Below are 14,294 nucleotides of genomic sequence, written 5' to 3'. Positions count from 1 at the left end.
CACCTAAATACATACTTAATATTTTAATTAAACATATAATTAGTTAATTATAGCGTCCGCTTCTTCACTTGAATTAAAAGTGCTGAAAATATAATATGCACAACTATCTTTATAAGAAACCTCGCCTACCAATTCTTTTAAATTAATATAAACAGTCTGAGTAATTAAAGCCTCACAATAATCATTATTAGCATTATGAATTAATAATAAATTCATATGGCAAGGATTATCCGTATATACTATCCCATCCCAAATAATTTGAAAATCATGTTGCTCACAACCCCCAGCATAGGATAAATTAATTTGAATAAAATCACCCTCTCGATTTACTTCATTTATTGTGTAAAAATCACCTTCATTTAAATTATTTAAGCGATTACTGTTTATTGTATCAAATACATCTTTATTAATTCTTAATACCGCATTTGAGGTTGATGAACCAGAAAGCGCATCGTTTAAAAAAAGATCTCCTGGTGATTGATATGCATCAACACTATCACCACCATTTGAGCATGATACATTAAAAAGCAGTATTAAAATTGGTAATAAAAGTGTATAAAATATTTTTTTCATTTTCACTAAATCTTAACCTGAATAATTCCAGTAGTTGGTGATTCTGTATGTTCATAAGTTTGAAGTGTAAAATTTTCCACTTCAAAATAAGTGCAACAATCTGAACTAACTGTACTCATATCTAATTCAAACACAATTAGCACATCATCACTTAATTTAATTGTATAAGTTTTAGGCTCTGTGTTCCAGCCTATTTCAGCAATGGATAAAATATATTTTTCGTTATAAAATACCATTTGAAAATTTACATCTTCATCATTCTCATCAAAAACAGTTACAGCATCCTTGTCAAAAGTATCATTTACAAACAAATTTTCTTCTGTATCCTTATCAACAAAATCAAAATTAAATTGTCTTGGAGGTGTAAAGCATTCTCCACAGTCATTACTTAAATTACAGGAAATTGTAAAAATTAATATTAAAAGTAATAATGTATTTTTTTTCATTTTAAACGTTTTATTTATTATTAAATTAAATAAGCTATTAACCCTATTCTAATTTCAATACGTATAAACAATTTAAAACGCTACATTAAAATTTAAAATGTAATTATTTAAGAATTAATTCATCCAATAAATCTCTAACTTTATCACTGTTCCAATTTGCTGAACCTGTTTTAGAGATTAAAATATTTCCTTTTTTGTCAATTAAATAGCTTGCGGGGATACTATTTGTTTCTGTAAACTTTTCTGGAGGCAAACTTATAGAATTATAGCTAGGCAAATTGTAATTATTTTTTACATAGAACTTTTCTACAGTTTCCCAACTTTCACTTGTAACAAATACGAATTCAATTTTATCTTTATAATCATTATATAATTCTTGAATCATTGGCATTTCGGCTCTGCAAGGTGGACACCAAGTTGCCCAAAAGTTTACAAAAACTACTTTATTTTCAAGTTCATTAAAATTAATATTTTCAGTATTTAAACCTCTTAATTGCCAATTGTAAGAATTAATTTTTTCTGAATTTTCCAAATTTTCAATTGAAGGAGCAAAAGCAATTTGACGCATAAACCATTCTCGAGATGGTGGGTATAATAATACGACTACTGCTATTACAAATACAATATTTGAAATGGATTTTCTATTTAGTTTTAAATTCATTATGTTATTTTTAAGAAATAGTTGTTTATAACTCCTTTTACTTACAATTTAAAAATAAAAAAAGAGCCTTTAAAATCAAAGGCTCTAAATAATATTATCTAATAATTTTTTTTATACTATTAATTAGCCTAAAATTTCCGCAACTTTATCTCCAATTTTTGCAGGTGATTCAACAACATAAATTCCATTTTCTCTTAATATGGCCATTTTAGCTTGAGCAGTATCATCTTTACCTCCAACAATAGCTCCTGCATGTCCCATTGTTCTACCTTTTGGAGCTGTTTGACCAGCAATAAAACCAATTACTGGTTTTTTATTCCCAGTTGCTTTTACCCATTGCGCTGCTTCTGCCTCTAACTGACCACCAATTTCACCAATCATAACTATACATTCAGTTTCATCGTCATTCATAAGTAATTCAACAGCATCTTTGGTAGTTGTTCCTATAATTGGATCTCCACCAATACCAATTGCAGTAGTAATTCCATAACCTTTTTTAACTACCTGGTCGGCAGCCTCATACGTTAAAGTTCCAGATTTTGAAACAATACCAACATTTCCTTTTCTAAAAATAAAACCTGGCATAATTCCTACTTTAGCTTCTTCTGGAGTAATAACACCAGGACAATTTGGACCTACAAGTCTACAATCTTTATTTGCAATATAAGCTTTTACTTTCACCATATCTGCAACTGGAATTCCTTCAGTAATACATATTATTACTTTAATTCCAGCAGAGGCAGCTTCCATAATTGCATCTGCAGCAAATGCTGGTGGTACAAATATAATTGAAGTATCTGCTGATACTTTATCAACAGCTTCTTGAACCGTATTAAAAACTGGCTTATCCAAATGAAAATGACCTCCTTTACCCGGAGTAACACCACCAACTATATTGGTGCCATAATCTATCATTTGAGTAGCATGAAAAGTACCTTCACTACCTGTAAAACCCTGTACAATAATATTTGAATTTTTATTTACTAATACGCTCATTTATATATGTTTTTATATTAAAGACTTTAATTATTACAAAAGTAATTTTTTTCTAAGTTTGAAATTAAAAAAACTCACTTTTTTTTATTTTTTAAAAGCTGTTTAATTTCTGCCATTTCCTTTAACTTTTTTCTAGACTCTTCAACAGGTGTTCCAAAATAAGTATGACCGCCTTTAACTGATTTTGTTACACCAGTTTGACCTAATATTACTGCCTTTTCACCAATAGTAATTCCACTATTAGTACCTACTTGTCCCCAAATTGTAACATTATCTTCCACAACTACACAACCAGCTATACCTGTTTGAGAAGCAATTAAACAATTTTTACCAATAATAGTATCATGGCCTATTTGAACTTGATTGTCAATTTTTGTTCCTTTATTAATTGTAGTATTTCCAGAAACACCTCTATCAATTGTACATAAAGCACCTATATCAACATTATCTTTAATTATAATGCCTCCGCCAGATAATAATTTATCATAGCCTGTATCGCGCTTTTTATAGTAAAAAGCATCAGCTCCTAAAATTGTACCCGCATGTATGGTTACATTATTGCCAATTTTACAATCATCATAAATAGTAACATTTGGGTGAATTACACAATTTTCACCAATAGAAACATTATTGCCAATAAAAACATTAGGTTGAATAATACAATTCTTTCCAATTTTTGCTGATTCTGAAATTAATAAATTAGATTGCTTAAATGGATTGAAATGAGTTGTAAGTTTATTAAAATCAGTGAAAGGATCTTTTGAAATTAATAATGCTTTACCAGCAGGACATTCTACTTTTTTATTGATTAAAACTACAGAAGCTTTAGATTTTAAAGCTTTATCATAATATTTTGGATGATCTACAAAAACGATATCTCCTTCTTCAACAACGTGAATTTCATTACAACCTAAAATTGGAAAATTTTCTGATCCTACATACTCAACTTCCAATAATTTTGCAATTTCTAGTAAACTGAATTTACGGGGAAATTTCATAACATTATTCTTTAACTCGTTCTAAATAAGAGCTTTTTGAAGTGTCAATTTTAATTTTGTCTCCTTCATTAATAAACAAAGGCACATTAATTTGTGCACCTGTTTCAACTGTTGCAGGTTTGGTTGCATTTGTTGCTGTATTACCTTTAACTCCAGGTTCAGTATGTGTTACTTCTAAAATAACACTTGTTGGCATATCAACAGATAAAGGCATACTATCTTCAGTATTAAATATAACCGTTACTATTTCTCCTTCCTTTAAAAGTTCTGGTGTATCAAGTGTTTCCTTGTTTAAGGTAATTTGATTATAATCATCTGTATTCATAAAGTGAAACATATCACCTTCTGGATATAAAAATTGATACTTTCTTGTTTCAACTCTAATATCTTCAATTTTTCTACCTGCAGGAAATGTATTATCAAGTACTTTTCCTGTTGATAAACTTTTTAGTTTTGTTCTCACAAATGCAGGACCTTTACCAGGTTTTACGTGTAAAAATTCTACTACTTTAAAAATATCATTATTATGTTTAATACATAATCCGTTTCTAATATCTGATGTTGTTGCCATAAAATTTGTTTAATTAACTTGTTTGATATCCTTTCATAATTCCACGCTGAGAATTTTTAATGAAAAGAATAATTTGATCTCTTTCTTTTGTAGCCTCCATTTCAGCTTCAATTTTTTCTAAAGCCTGAGTGGTATTGTAATTTTTTTGATATAATATTCTAAAAATGTTCTGAATTTCTCTAATTTTTTCAGTATCAAACCCTCTTCTTCTTAATCCAATTGAGTTAATACCAATATATGAAAGTGGTTCTTTACCAGCCTTTGCATAAGGAGGTACATCTTTTCTTACCAAAGAACCACCTGAAACCATTGCATGTTCTCCAATATGAATAAATTGATGCACGGCAACCAATCCGCTTAAAATTGCAAAATCACCAACTGTAACATGTCCTGCAATAACAGATCCATTAGCCAAAATACAGTTATCACCAATAATACAATCATGTGCAATATGCGATGTTGCCATAATTAAGCAATTGTCTCCAATTTGAGTTTTACCCAATGCTTTAGTACCTCTGTTAATGGTACAACATTCTCTAATAGTAGTATTGTCTCCAATAACTGCTAAAGAATCTTCTCCATCAAATTTTAAATCTTGCGGAATTGCTGAAATTACAGCACCTGGAAAAATTCTACAATTTTTTCCAATTCTAGCGCCTTCCATAATTGTTACATTTGAACCTATCCAGGTTCCAGAACCAATTATTACATTATTATGTATTGTTGTAAAAGGTTCTACAACTACATTGGTAGCTATTTTTGCCCCGGGATGAATATAAGCTAAAGGTTGATTCATTATTCTTTAGGTTTTTTTGCTATTTGCGCCATTAATTCTGCTTCAACTACTAATTTTCCATTTGCATATCCATAAGATTGCATATGACAAATTCCTCTTCTAATAGGAGATATTAATTCAGCTTTAAAAATAAGTGTATCGCCTGGTAATACTTTTTGTTTAAACTTAACATTGTCCATTTTCATAAAATATGTCAGGTAATTTTCTGGATCTGGTACAGTACTCAGCACTAAAACACCACCACATTGCGCCATAGCTTCTACTTGTAAAACACCTGGCATTACAGGTGCACCAGGAAAATGTCCTACAAAAAAGTCTTCATTCATGGTTACATTTTTCATTCCAACTACATGCTTATCAGAAAGCTCAATAATTCTATCAATTAATAAGAATGGAGGTCTGTGTGGTAAAATACTCATTATTTCATGAATATCCATTAATGGCGGCTGATTTAAATCAAAAGAAGGTACTTTGTTTCTTTTCTCTTGTTTTATTATTTTTTGAAGTTTTTTTGCAAAAACTGTATTCACCAAATGTCCAGGTTTATTAGCAATTACCTTACCTCTAATTCTTGTGCCAACTAAAGCTAAATCACCTATTACATCTAACAATTTATGCCTTGCAGCTTCATTTGCCCAACGTAATGTTAAATTATCTAAAATACCATTTGGTTTAACTGTTAAAGAATCTTTATTAAAAGCTTTCTTTAATTTGTTCATAGTTTCTTCAGAAATTTCCTTATCTACATAAACTATAGCATTATTTAGATCTCCACCTTTTATTAAATTATTGTCTAGCAACATTTCTAATTCATGCAAAAAACTAAAGGTACGTGCATCAGAAATTTCATCTTTAAAATCTTTAAGTGAATTTAAAGTTGCATTTTGAGTACCTAAAACTTTAGTGCCAAAATCTACCATTGCAGTAATTTGGTATTCAGTTGAAGGCATTAAAATAATTTCACTTCCTGTTTCTTCATCTTTGTAAGAAATAATTTCTTTTACTACATATTCTTCTCTTTCTGCATCTTGCTCTTTTATACCTGCTTTTTCAAGTGCCTCAACAAAATGCTTAGATGAACCATCCATTATTGGAGGTTCTGCGCTATTAATTTCAATACAAATATTATCAATATCTAAAGCAACAACTGCTGCCAAAACGTGCTCAGATGTATTTACAAAAACACCTCTTTTTTCTAAATTTGTACCTCGCTGGGTGTTTACAACGTATTCAGCACTTGCTTCAATTATAGGTTCTCCTTCTAAATCAATTCTAACAAAAGCATACCCATGATTAATTGGTGCAGGTTTAAAAGTCATAGTAACTTTATTTCCGGTATGTAAACCAACACCAGAAAGGGTTACTTCATTCTTAATTGTTTTTTGTTTAGTACTCATATTTTTCCTTTAAAGCTTTAACTTCTTTTTCTAACATATTTATTGTAGCCATTAGGCTAGGTAATTTTTTAAAATATACATATGATTTATTAAAATCGGTATATCCAAATGCTGGCGTTCCCTGAATAATTTCATCATCTTTTATATTTTTAGCAATACCAGATTGCGCTTGTATTCTAACATTATTTCCAATAGTTAAATGCCCTGCAACCCCAACTTGACCACCAATCATACAGTTTTCACCAATTTTAGATGAACCTGCAATTCCCGTTTGAGCTGCAATTACTGTATTTTTTCCTATTTCAACATTATGAGCAACTTGAATTTGATTATCTAATTTTACGCCCTTTCTTATTATTGTTGATCCTAACGTAGCTCTATCAATTGTTGTGGCTGCTCCTATATCAACAAAATCTTCAATAATTACATTCCCTATTTGAGGAACTTTTCCATAAGTTCCATCTTCACTAGGTGCAAAACCAAAACCATCAGCACCAATAATAGCACCTGAATTTATTACACAATTTTCTCCAATTTCGGTTTCAGAGTATATCTTTGCTCCAGAAAAAATAATGGTATTATCTCCAATTTTTACATTATCTCCAATATAAACATTGGGGTATATTTTTACATTATTTCCAATAATTGATTGCGCTCCAATATAAGCAAAAGCACCAATATAAATTGCATCTCCAGTTACACTGGTTTCAGAAATATATGAAGGCTCTTCAATACCATTTTTTTGTGATTTTGCTTGATTATAATATTCTAATAATAAAGCAAAAGATTGATATGCATCATCAACTTTAATTAGTGTTGTATTAAATTCCTTTTCGGGAATAAAATTTTTGCCTACAATTGCAATAGAAGCCTTTGTAGAATATATATATGGTGTATACTTTGGATTAGATAAGAAAGTTAAAGAACCTTGTTCTCCTTCTTCAATTTTAGAAAGTTTATAAACTTCCACATCTGCATTACCAACTATATCACCATCTAAAATTTTCGCTATTTGATTTGCTGTAAATTTCATTGTTGCAAAAGTAAAAAAAAAGAATAACTATACCTATTTCTTAGGATAACACATATAATACTTATATACAGGTTTAGAAAGTGCTTGTATATTTAAGTGATCAGAAGCTTTAATAACATCTTTTACTTCACCGTTTTTAAATAACAACTTTATAGTATTTTGTGTTGAATCGTAAGCTTGATTACTAATTTTACCATTATAAACTAAGTAATTAACTTCTGAATTATTTAACTTAAACCTTTTTTTAACTTCCTCTTTTATTGCTAAAACTTCGTCTTTTGAATAGGGTTCATTTTGTAATTCTACTTTTGGTAATTTTCTATTTATTAAACTTTCAGAAAGTGTAGAGAGAATAAAATCATCATTTGAAATCCATTCCTTAATTGAGCCCAAAACATCATAATCATCCAACTTTGAAAACATTTTTAATGTTTTATCTGTAAAATTCTCTTCATTTATCTGGTTAGTTAAAAAATATTCAAAGGCTTTGCTTACTGGTAATTTGGTACCTTTTAATACTAATTCTTTTGCACGAACCAACACTTTTTCTAATAATTTTTCAGCACCTAATCCTGTTTTATGTAAATAAACCTGCCAATACATTAAACGACGAGCTACAATAAATTTTTCTACTGAATAAATACCTTTTTCTTCAACAACCAAATAATCATTCGCAACATTTAACATGGTAATTAAACGTTCAGAATTAATATTTCCTTCAGAAACTCCAGTATAAAAACTATCCCGCTTTAAATAATCTAACCTATCCATATCTAACTGACTAGCAATTAATTGATATAAAAACTTACGATGATATTCACCTTTAAAAATAGTAATTGCTAAAGATAATTCACCTTTAAATTCCTCGTTTAAAGCCTCCATAAATTTCAAAGAAATAGCTTCATGATGAATTCCAGTAGCAATACTTTGTTCTAATGCATGTGAAAACGGTCCATGCCCAATATCATGTAATAAAATGGCTATATAAAGTGCATTTGCCTCTTCATCAGAAATTTCAACACCTTTAAATTTTAATATTCGTACTGCTTTTTGCATTAAATGCATACATCCTAGTGCATGATGAAACCTTGTATGATGCGCTCCTGGATATACTAAATGTGATAATCCCATTTGTGAAATCCTTCTTAAACGCTGAAAATAAGAATGTTGAATCAAGTCAAATATTAAAGCATTAGGAATCAAAATAAATCCGTAGATTGGATCGTTTAATATTTTAAGTTTGTTCGTTTTTTTTTCGTTCAAAACAATTTATTTATTAATAGTATTACAAAGATAACAAACAATATGAGTGAAATAAGTATTTTATGGGTGGATGATGAAATTGATTTACTAAAACCACATATTTTATTTTTAGAAAAAAAAGGATATGCAGTTACAAAATGCAATAATGGCGCTGATGCTATTGATTTATGTAACGAAAATAATTATGATATTGTTTTTTTAGACGAAAATATGCCAGGTTTAAGTGGCTTAGAAACATTATCTGAAATCAAAAGTAAACATGCAAATCTTCCAGTTGTTATGATTACTAAAAGTGAAGAAGAATATATTATGGAAGATGCTATTGGAAATAAAATAGCAGATTACTTGATTAAACCTGTTAATCCGAATCAAATTTTACTAAGTTTAAAAAAGAATTTAGATCATTCTCGTTTAGTATCCGAAAAAACAACTTCAAATTATCAACAGGAATTTAGAAAAATTGCTATGGATTTAGCAATGGTAAATTCTTATGAAGAATGGATTGATATTTATAAAAAGCTTGTATACTGGGAGTTGGAACTTGAGAATATAAATGACTCTGGAATGATTGAAATTCTTGAAAGTCAAAAACAAGAAGCAAATTCACTGTTTTTTAAATTCATTAAAAAGAACTATCAAGATTGGATACATAATGCTGAAGATGCTCCTGTATTATCAAATAATTTATTTAAAGAAATAATTTTACCTGAAGTTAAAAATTCAAAAGGAACACTTTTAGTTGTAATTGATAACTTACGCTATGATCAATATAATATTATAGAAAAAACCATTGATAAATATTACAAAAAGCAAGTTGAAGTTCCTTATTTATCTATTTTACCAACTGCAACCCAATATGCAAGAAACTCAATTTTTTCTGGATTAATGCCTTTGGAAATGGAGCAAAAACATCCTGATTTATGGAAAAATGATACCGATGAAGGTGGTAAGAATTTATATGAAAAAGAATTTTTAGAAGCTCAATTACAACGACTTAGAGAGCCTCTTAAATTTGAATATTACAAAATTACCAATTTAAAATCCGGTAAACAATTATCAGATAATTTCAATTCAATTAAAGAAAATGATTTAACTGTTATTGTTTATAATTTTGTTGATATGATTTCTCATGCAAAAACAGAAATGGAAGTTATTAAAGAATTAGCAAGTGATGATAAAGCATACAGATCTTTAACAAATAGTTGGTTTTTAAACTCACCTTTATTAGAAATGATTCAAAAATCACAAAAATTAGGTTTAAAATTAATTATAACAACAGACCACGGTACCATTAATTCAAAAACACCTTCAAAAGTAATTGGAGACAAAAATATCAGTTCAAATTTAAGATACAAAACAGGTAAAAGCCTTTCGTTTGAAGAAAAAGAAGTATATGCAGTTAAAAATCCAAAAGATATTTTACTTCCTTCACTGCATATGAATAGTTCTTTTATTTTTGCAAAAGAAGATTACTTTTTTGCATATCCTAATAATTATAATCATTTTGTAAAATATTATAGAAACACCTACCAACATGGTGGTATTTCTTTAGAGGAAATGATAATTCCTTGTGCTATATTTGTACCAAAATAGTTTATTTATGATTAAAAACTACACTTTACAACAATTACCCGAAATTGCTAAAGAGGTTATAAATTATTCAAAACATAAAGTATTGCTTTTTTATGGAGAAATGGGAGTTGGAAAAACCACCCTTATTAAAGAAATAGTTAAACAGTTAGGAGTATTAGATAACGTTAGCTCACCCACTTTTTCTTTGGTTAATGAATATTGTACTACAGAAAATAAAAAAATATTTCATTTCGATTTTTACAGAATTGAAAATGAAGAAGAGGCTTTGGATATGGGAATTGAAGAATACTTTTATAGTAATAACTGGTGTTTAGTAGAATGGCCAAATAAAGTTGAAAATTTAGTACCTTTAAAGTCAGTAAATATTACAATTACACAAAATAGCAATCAACTAAGAACTATAGAGGTTATAAATAATGAGTAAAAAAATTACTTCACCATTTAGCAAACATGAGCTAATACCACAAGAGGAAACCTTAGAAGTTATTAAACAAAAAGGAGAACTTGTTATTGGTATACCCAAAGAAACACATTATCAGGAAAAACGAGTTTGTTTAACTCCGGATGCAGTTGCTGCTTTAACCAATCAAGGTCATAAATTTATTATAGAAACTGGTGCAGGTGAAGGGGCAAATTTTTCTGATAATGAATATTCAGAAGCTGGTGCAAAAATCTCTTATGATGTTAAAGAAGTCTTTGCATGCCATATTATTTTAAAAGTAGAACCGCCATCTTTAGATGAAATTAAATTAATAAATCCACAAAGTATACTGTTTTCAGCGCTTCAACTAAAAACACAATCAAAAAAATATTTTGAAGCACTTGCTAGCAAACGTATTACAGCTGTTGCGTTTGATTATATTAGAGATGAACACGGTATTTATTCAGTTGTAAAATCTTTAAGTGAAATAGCCGGAACTGCATCAATTTTAATTGCCGCAGAAATGATGAGTAAAGATAATGCAGGAAATGGATTGCTATTAGGGAATATTAGTGGGGTTCCTCCTACTGAAGTTGTAATTCTAGGCGCTGGTACTGTTGCTGAGTTTGCAGCTCGTTCAGCAATTGGATTAGGTGCAAATGTAAAAGTTTTCGACAACTCTTTAACCAAACTAAGAAGTTTACAACATAATTTAGGGCGACCAATTTACACTTCAACAATACAGCCTAAAACCCTGCAAAAAGCATTAATGAGGTGCGATATAGCTATTGGAGCTGTAAGAGGAAACTCTCGCTCCCCAGTTCTTGTTACTGAAGAAATGGTTGAACAAATGAAAACAGGATCCGTAATTGTTGACGTAAGTATTGATAGAGGTGGATGCTTTGAAACTTCTGAAGTTACAACACATAAAAATCCAACTATTGAAAAATATGGAGTTATTCATTATTGTGTTCCAAATATACCATCTAGATATTCCAGAACTGCCTCTGTATCAATAAGTAATATTTTTACTCCTTACCTTTCAAATATAGCTGAAGAAGGTGGATTTGAAAATGCTGTGCGTTTTGACAAAAGTTTGCAAAAAGGAATGTATTTTTACCACGGAATTTTAACTAATAAAACAGTTGCAGACTGGTTTAATATCCCATTTAGAGATATAAATTTACTATTTTTGTAATATGACTTTTAAACAACGATTACCTTTTTTTTTAGGCGGATTAACTATTGGAATTATTATTGTAATATTTGTATTTGGTAAAAAAAATACTTCTTTTGATTATGGTCCAAATGCTCGCGTACTAAAAACCCTTAGAGTTAAAGAAAGAATCTTCTCCGAAGATGCTCTTAAAATTTTAAATACTTCTTCAGAAATTGATACAGTTATTATTTCACAAATTCTTAAGAATGGAAATGTAGATTTAATGAATAAAATAAAATTGGATAGTTGTTTATACCAATATAATATAAAAGGAAAAAAGGAATTAAAAAACATTACTTTAACAGTAATTAACTGTAATTCTTCAGCAATAATTAAAAGTATAAGTATTAACTAGAAATTTCGTAATAATATTTTGCTTTAATTTTTTTGATACTTTTTATTGATTTTTCTAGCCATTCCTGATATTTTTCAGTTCGCTCATATTCTGTAAGTTTCCAATCTATAGCTGATTTTTTAAGCTTTTCATTCATATTTTGAAGAATAATTGCCGCGGCAACTGAAATATTTAAACTTTCAGTAAAACCAACCATTGGAATTTTTAAAAAACCATCTGCATTATCCATAACATCTTTTGAAAGTCCTTGTTTTTCAACTCCAAAAAAGAAAGCTGATTTTTGAGAAATATCAAAATCTTGTAACAAACAAGAATCGTTGTGTGGTGTTGTCGCAATAATTTTATACCCTTTTGACCGTAAATTATCTATACAATTTAATGTGTTATTTGTATCTTTTTGATTGTACATGTTAAAATCTATCCATTTTTGAGCTCCTTTTGCAACTAACCTTGAAGCGTAAAATTCATATTTACTTTCAATAACATGTAAATCTTGTAAACCAAACACATCACAACTTCTTACAATGGCACTTGCATTATGTGGTTGAAAAATATCTTCTATTGCTACCGTAAAATGTCTAGTCCTATTTTCCAAAACTTCTTGAAATAAATTTCTTCTTTTTTCAGTTACAAATTGTTCTAAAAATTCAATATATTTTTGATCAACCATTTAAATTGTATTTTTTCAAAGATAAAATTTTACTTTTGATTAATGAATGCATATAATGGGCATTTCTTAAAAATTAAATACTTCCAACCGAAATGAATAATTAAAAAAAACAGGTTGGTGAAAATATATCTAAATGAAAAGGATTGTAATACTTACCGGAGCAGGAATAAGCGCTGAAAGTGGAATTAACACTTTTAGAGATGCAAATGGACTATGGGAAGGTCATGATATTTTGGAAGTAGCTTCGCCAATTGGTTGGCAAAAAAACAAGCAATTAGTATTAAACTTTTATAACAAAAGAAGAAAACAATTAATTCAGGTTTCACCAAATTTAGCTCACAAGTCTTTGGTAAAACTGGAAGCAAAATACCAGGTAGATATAATTACTCAAAATATTGATGATTTACATGAAAGAGCTGGTAGTAAAAACGTATTACATTTGCATGGAGAATTATTAAAGGTTAGAAGTATTAAAAATCCTGCGTTAATTTATAATTGGGAAAAAGATTTATTAATAGGTGATTTTTGCGAAGAAAATTCACAATTAAGGCCTCATATTGTATGGTTTGGTGAAGCTGTACCTCTATTTGATAATGCTATTGAAATAACTTCAAAAGCAGATATTTTAATTATAATTGGAACTTCTATGCAGGTTTATCCTGCAGCAAATTTGATACATTTTATAAAACCCAAAATACCCGTTTATTTTATTGATCCAAAACCATCAATACAAAAAAACTATTTCAAAAACTTAACTGTTTTAGCTGAAAAAGCTTCTGTTGGAGTTGTAAAAGTAGTTACTGAATTAATTGACTTATAGATTTAAAAAGTTCCCCTTTAGAAATTACACTTCCCATTTCAATTAGTTGAAAAATTTCTGAATTACGCTCTTTTGTATATTTTTTAGCAGCTTTAAAGTAATCTATACTATTACTAATTGGATTATTAATAAACCATTTAAAATCTTCATAATTTAAAAAGCTTCTTGATTTATCATTCAATTTAATGTAAATTCTAATAATTTCTTTTGAAGTACATTTAAATAAATTAATGTCATTTTCAGAAATATGCTCTAAATATTCCGTTTTGGATAAAACATCTTCCCAAACAACATCGCTAAAAATATTTAATTCTTCTTCAGCCATTGTTGGTTTCTCTTTTTTAATGCTTTCCCACTCTTTTGCATCAATTTGTTGAGTTGCCAAAAATGCAGAAAATTCCTTGGGTAATTCTAAAAGCTGTTCTTTTGTTAATTGTCTGTATTTCATATTTTAAGGAATAAAAAAACCGCCCTAATTGGGC

17 protein-coding genes are annotated in these 14,294 nt (G+C 28.9%); 5 read left to right on the top strand and 12 right to left on the bottom strand.

Annotation, left to right across the window (positions count from 1 at the left end; all coding sequences use genetic code 11):
* Nucleotides 1–39: 39 nt before the first annotated feature.
* The 10 genes from BX611_RS06135 to BX611_RS06090 form a co-directional block, all read right to left on the bottom strand.
* Nucleotides 40–573: a hypothetical protein gene (locus tag BX611_RS06135; RefSeq protein WP_115879251.1), complete on the bottom strand. Its 534-nt coding sequence runs from the start codon at nucleotides 571–573 to the stop codon at nucleotides 40–42.
* A 5-nt stretch (nucleotides 574–578) separates the two neighbouring features.
* Entirely contained in the window at nucleotides 579–1,019 is a 441-nt protein-coding gene (locus BX611_RS06130) for a hypothetical protein (RefSeq protein WP_115879249.1), read from the bottom strand.
* 103 nt (nucleotides 1,020–1,122) lie between these two features.
* Nucleotides 1,123–1,680: a TlpA family protein disulfide reductase gene (locus BX611_RS06125; protein WP_115879247.1), complete on the bottom strand. Its 558-nt coding sequence runs from the start codon at nucleotides 1,678–1,680 to the stop codon at nucleotides 1,123–1,125.
* A 123-nt stretch (nucleotides 1,681–1,803) separates the two neighbouring features.
* Nucleotides 1,804–2,676: a succinate--CoA ligase subunit alpha gene (gene sucD / locus BX611_RS06120; protein WP_115879245.1), complete on the bottom strand. Its 873-nt coding sequence runs from the start codon at nucleotides 2,674–2,676 to the stop codon at nucleotides 1,804–1,806.
* 74 nt (nucleotides 2,677–2,750) lie between these two features.
* Nucleotides 2,751–3,674, bottom strand: a complete 924-nt coding sequence (locus BX611_RS06115) for a UDP-3-O-(3-hydroxymyristoyl)glucosamine N-acyltransferase (protein ID WP_115879243.1) — start codon at nucleotides 3,672–3,674, stop codon at nucleotides 2,751–2,753.
* 4 nt (nucleotides 3,675–3,678) lie between these two features.
* The gene (efp, locus tag BX611_RS06110) at nucleotides 3,679–4,245 is read right to left on the bottom strand and encodes an elongation factor P (protein ID WP_115879241.1); all 567 of its coding nucleotides are present in this window, start codon (nucleotides 4,243–4,245) and stop codon (nucleotides 3,679–3,681) included.
* A 13-nt stretch (nucleotides 4,246–4,258) separates the two neighbouring features.
* Nucleotides 4,259–5,041, bottom strand: coding sequence for an acyl-ACP--UDP-N-acetylglucosamine O-acyltransferase (gene lpxA / locus BX611_RS06105; protein ID WP_115879239.1), 783 nt, complete (start codon nucleotides 5,039–5,041; stop codon nucleotides 4,259–4,261).
* Nucleotides 5,041–6,438, bottom strand: coding sequence for a bifunctional UDP-3-O-[3-hydroxymyristoyl] N-acetylglucosamine deacetylase/3-hydroxyacyl-ACP dehydratase (locus tag BX611_RS06100; RefSeq protein ID WP_115879237.1), 1,398 nt, complete (start codon nucleotides 6,436–6,438; stop codon nucleotides 5,041–5,043). The genes lpxA and BX611_RS06100 overlap by 1 nt, the downstream gene beginning before the upstream one ends.
* On the bottom strand, nucleotides 6,428–7,471 hold the full coding sequence (gene lpxD, locus BX611_RS06095) for a UDP-3-O-(3-hydroxymyristoyl)glucosamine N-acyltransferase (protein ID WP_115879235.1): 1,044 nt from the start codon (nucleotides 7,469–7,471) through the stop codon (nucleotides 6,428–6,430). Before lpxD ends, BX611_RS06100 begins: the two co-directional genes overlap by 11 nt.
* A 33-nt stretch (nucleotides 7,472–7,504) precedes the next feature.
* Nucleotides 7,505–8,734 carry an HD domain-containing protein gene (locus tag BX611_RS06090; protein ID WP_115879233.1) on the bottom strand — a complete coding sequence of 410 codons (1,230 nt, stop codon included), beginning with the start codon at nucleotides 8,732–8,734 and terminating at the stop codon, nucleotides 7,505–7,507.
* 42 nt (nucleotides 8,735–8,776) lie between these two features.
* Here BX611_RS06090 and porX point away from each other — a divergent pair, with 42 nt between their 5' ends.
* From porX to BX611_RS06070, 4 genes are read left to right on the top strand one after another with little or no spacing between them, the layout of a single operon-like run.
* Entirely contained in the window at nucleotides 8,777–10,327 is a 1,551-nt protein-coding gene (gene porX, locus BX611_RS06085) for a T9SS response regulator signal transducer PorX (protein ID WP_115879231.1), read from the top strand.
* A gap of 7 nt (nucleotides 10,328–10,334) precedes the next feature.
* On the top strand, nucleotides 10,335–10,751 hold the full coding sequence (tsaE, locus tag BX611_RS06080; protein WP_115879229.1) for a tRNA (adenosine(37)-N6)-threonylcarbamoyltransferase complex ATPase subunit type 1 TsaE: 417 nt from the start codon (nucleotides 10,335–10,337) through the stop codon (nucleotides 10,749–10,751).
* A complete protein-coding gene (locus BX611_RS06075) occupies nucleotides 10,744–11,946 on the top strand; it encodes an alanine dehydrogenase (protein WP_115879227.1) in 1,203 nt (400 codons plus the stop codon). Before tsaE ends, BX611_RS06075 begins: the two co-directional genes overlap by 8 nt.
* A gap of 1 nt (nucleotide 11,947) precedes the next feature.
* Nucleotides 11,948–12,322: a hypothetical protein gene (locus BX611_RS06070; RefSeq protein WP_115879225.1), complete on the top strand. Its 375-nt coding sequence runs from the start codon at nucleotides 11,948–11,950 to the stop codon at nucleotides 12,320–12,322.
* Here BX611_RS06070 and BX611_RS06065 read toward each other — a convergent pair.
* The gene (locus tag BX611_RS06065) at nucleotides 12,315–12,992 is read right to left on the bottom strand and encodes a TrmH family RNA methyltransferase (protein ID WP_115879223.1); all 678 of its coding nucleotides are present in this window, start codon (nucleotides 12,990–12,992) and stop codon (nucleotides 12,315–12,317) included. The two genes, BX611_RS06070 and BX611_RS06065, sit on opposite strands and share 8 nt — an antisense overlap.
* A 133-nt stretch (nucleotides 12,993–13,125) precedes the next feature.
* Here BX611_RS06065 and BX611_RS06060 point away from each other — a divergent pair, with 133 nt between their 5' ends.
* Complete coding sequence (locus BX611_RS06060) at nucleotides 13,126–13,812, top strand: SIR2 family NAD-dependent protein deacylase (protein ID WP_115879221.1); 687 nt, start codon at nucleotides 13,126–13,128, stop codon at nucleotides 13,810–13,812.
* Here the strand turns inward: BX611_RS06060 and BX611_RS06055 are convergent.
* Complete coding sequence (locus tag BX611_RS06055; RefSeq protein WP_115879219.1) at nucleotides 13,790–14,260, bottom strand: DUF6495 family protein; 471 nt, start codon at nucleotides 14,258–14,260, stop codon at nucleotides 13,790–13,792. The two genes, BX611_RS06060 and BX611_RS06055, sit on opposite strands and share 23 nt — an antisense overlap.
* Between the last annotated feature and the right edge of the window lie 34 nt (nucleotides 14,261–14,294).

The sequence above is a fragment of the Lutibacter oceani genome (assembly GCF_003384935.1).
Lineage (GTDB): Bacteria > Bacteroidota > Bacteroidia > Flavobacteriales > Flavobacteriaceae > Lutibacter > Lutibacter oceani.
The sequence above is the reverse complement of the archived record's forward strand: the minus strand, read 5'-3'. Positions and strand labels throughout refer to the sequence as shown.

Coding starts and splice junctions, on each gene's coding strand:
- BX611_RS06135 (WP_115879251.1), bottom strand. CDS start 573: ATGAAAAAAATATTTTATACACTTTTATTACCAATTTTAATACTGCTT.
- BX611_RS06130 (WP_115879249.1), bottom strand. CDS start 1,019: ATGAAAAAAAATACATTATTACTTTTAATATTAATTTTTACAATTTCC.
- BX611_RS06125 (WP_115879247.1), bottom strand. CDS start 1,680: ATGAATTTAAAACTAAATAGAAAATCCATTTCAAATATTGTATTTGTA.
- sucD (WP_115879245.1), bottom strand. CDS start 2,676: ATGAGCGTATTAGTAAATAAAAATTCAAATATTATTGTACAGGGTTTT.
- BX611_RS06115 (WP_115879243.1), bottom strand. CDS start 3,674: ATGAAATTTCCCCGTAAATTCAGTTTACTAGAAATTGCAAAATTATTG.
- efp (WP_115879241.1), bottom strand. CDS start 4,245: ATGGCAACAACATCAGATATTAGAAACGGATTATGTATTAAACATAAT.
- lpxA (WP_115879239.1), bottom strand. CDS start 5,041: ATGAATCAACCTTTAGCTTATATTCATCCCGGGGCAAAAATAGCTACC.
- BX611_RS06100 (WP_115879237.1), bottom strand. CDS start 6,438: ATGAGTACTAAACAAAAAACAATTAAGAATGAAGTAACCCTTTCTGGT.
- lpxD (WP_115879235.1), bottom strand. CDS start 7,471: ATGAAATTTACAGCAAATCAAATAGCGAAAATTTTAGATGGTGATATA.
- porX (WP_115879231.1), top strand. CDS start 8,777: ATGAGTGAAATAAGTATTTTATGGGTGGATGATGAAATTGATTTACTA.
- tsaE (WP_115879229.1), top strand. CDS start 10,335: ATGATTAAAAACTACACTTTACAACAATTACCCGAAATTGCTAAAGAG.
- BX611_RS06075 (WP_115879227.1), top strand. CDS start 10,744: ATGAGTAAAAAAATTACTTCACCATTTAGCAAACATGAGCTAATACCA.
- BX611_RS06070 (WP_115879225.1), top strand. CDS start 11,948: ATGACTTTTAAACAACGATTACCTTTTTTTTTAGGCGGATTAACTATT.
- BX611_RS06065 (WP_115879223.1), bottom strand. CDS start 12,992: ATGGTTGATCAAAAATATATTGAATTTTTAGAACAATTTGTAACTGAA.
- BX611_RS06060 (WP_115879221.1), top strand. CDS start 13,126: ATGAAAAGGATTGTAATACTTACCGGAGCAGGAATAAGCGCTGAAAGT.
- BX611_RS06055 (WP_115879219.1), bottom strand. CDS start 14,260: ATGAAATACAGACAATTAACAAAAGAACAGCTTTTAGAATTACCCAAG.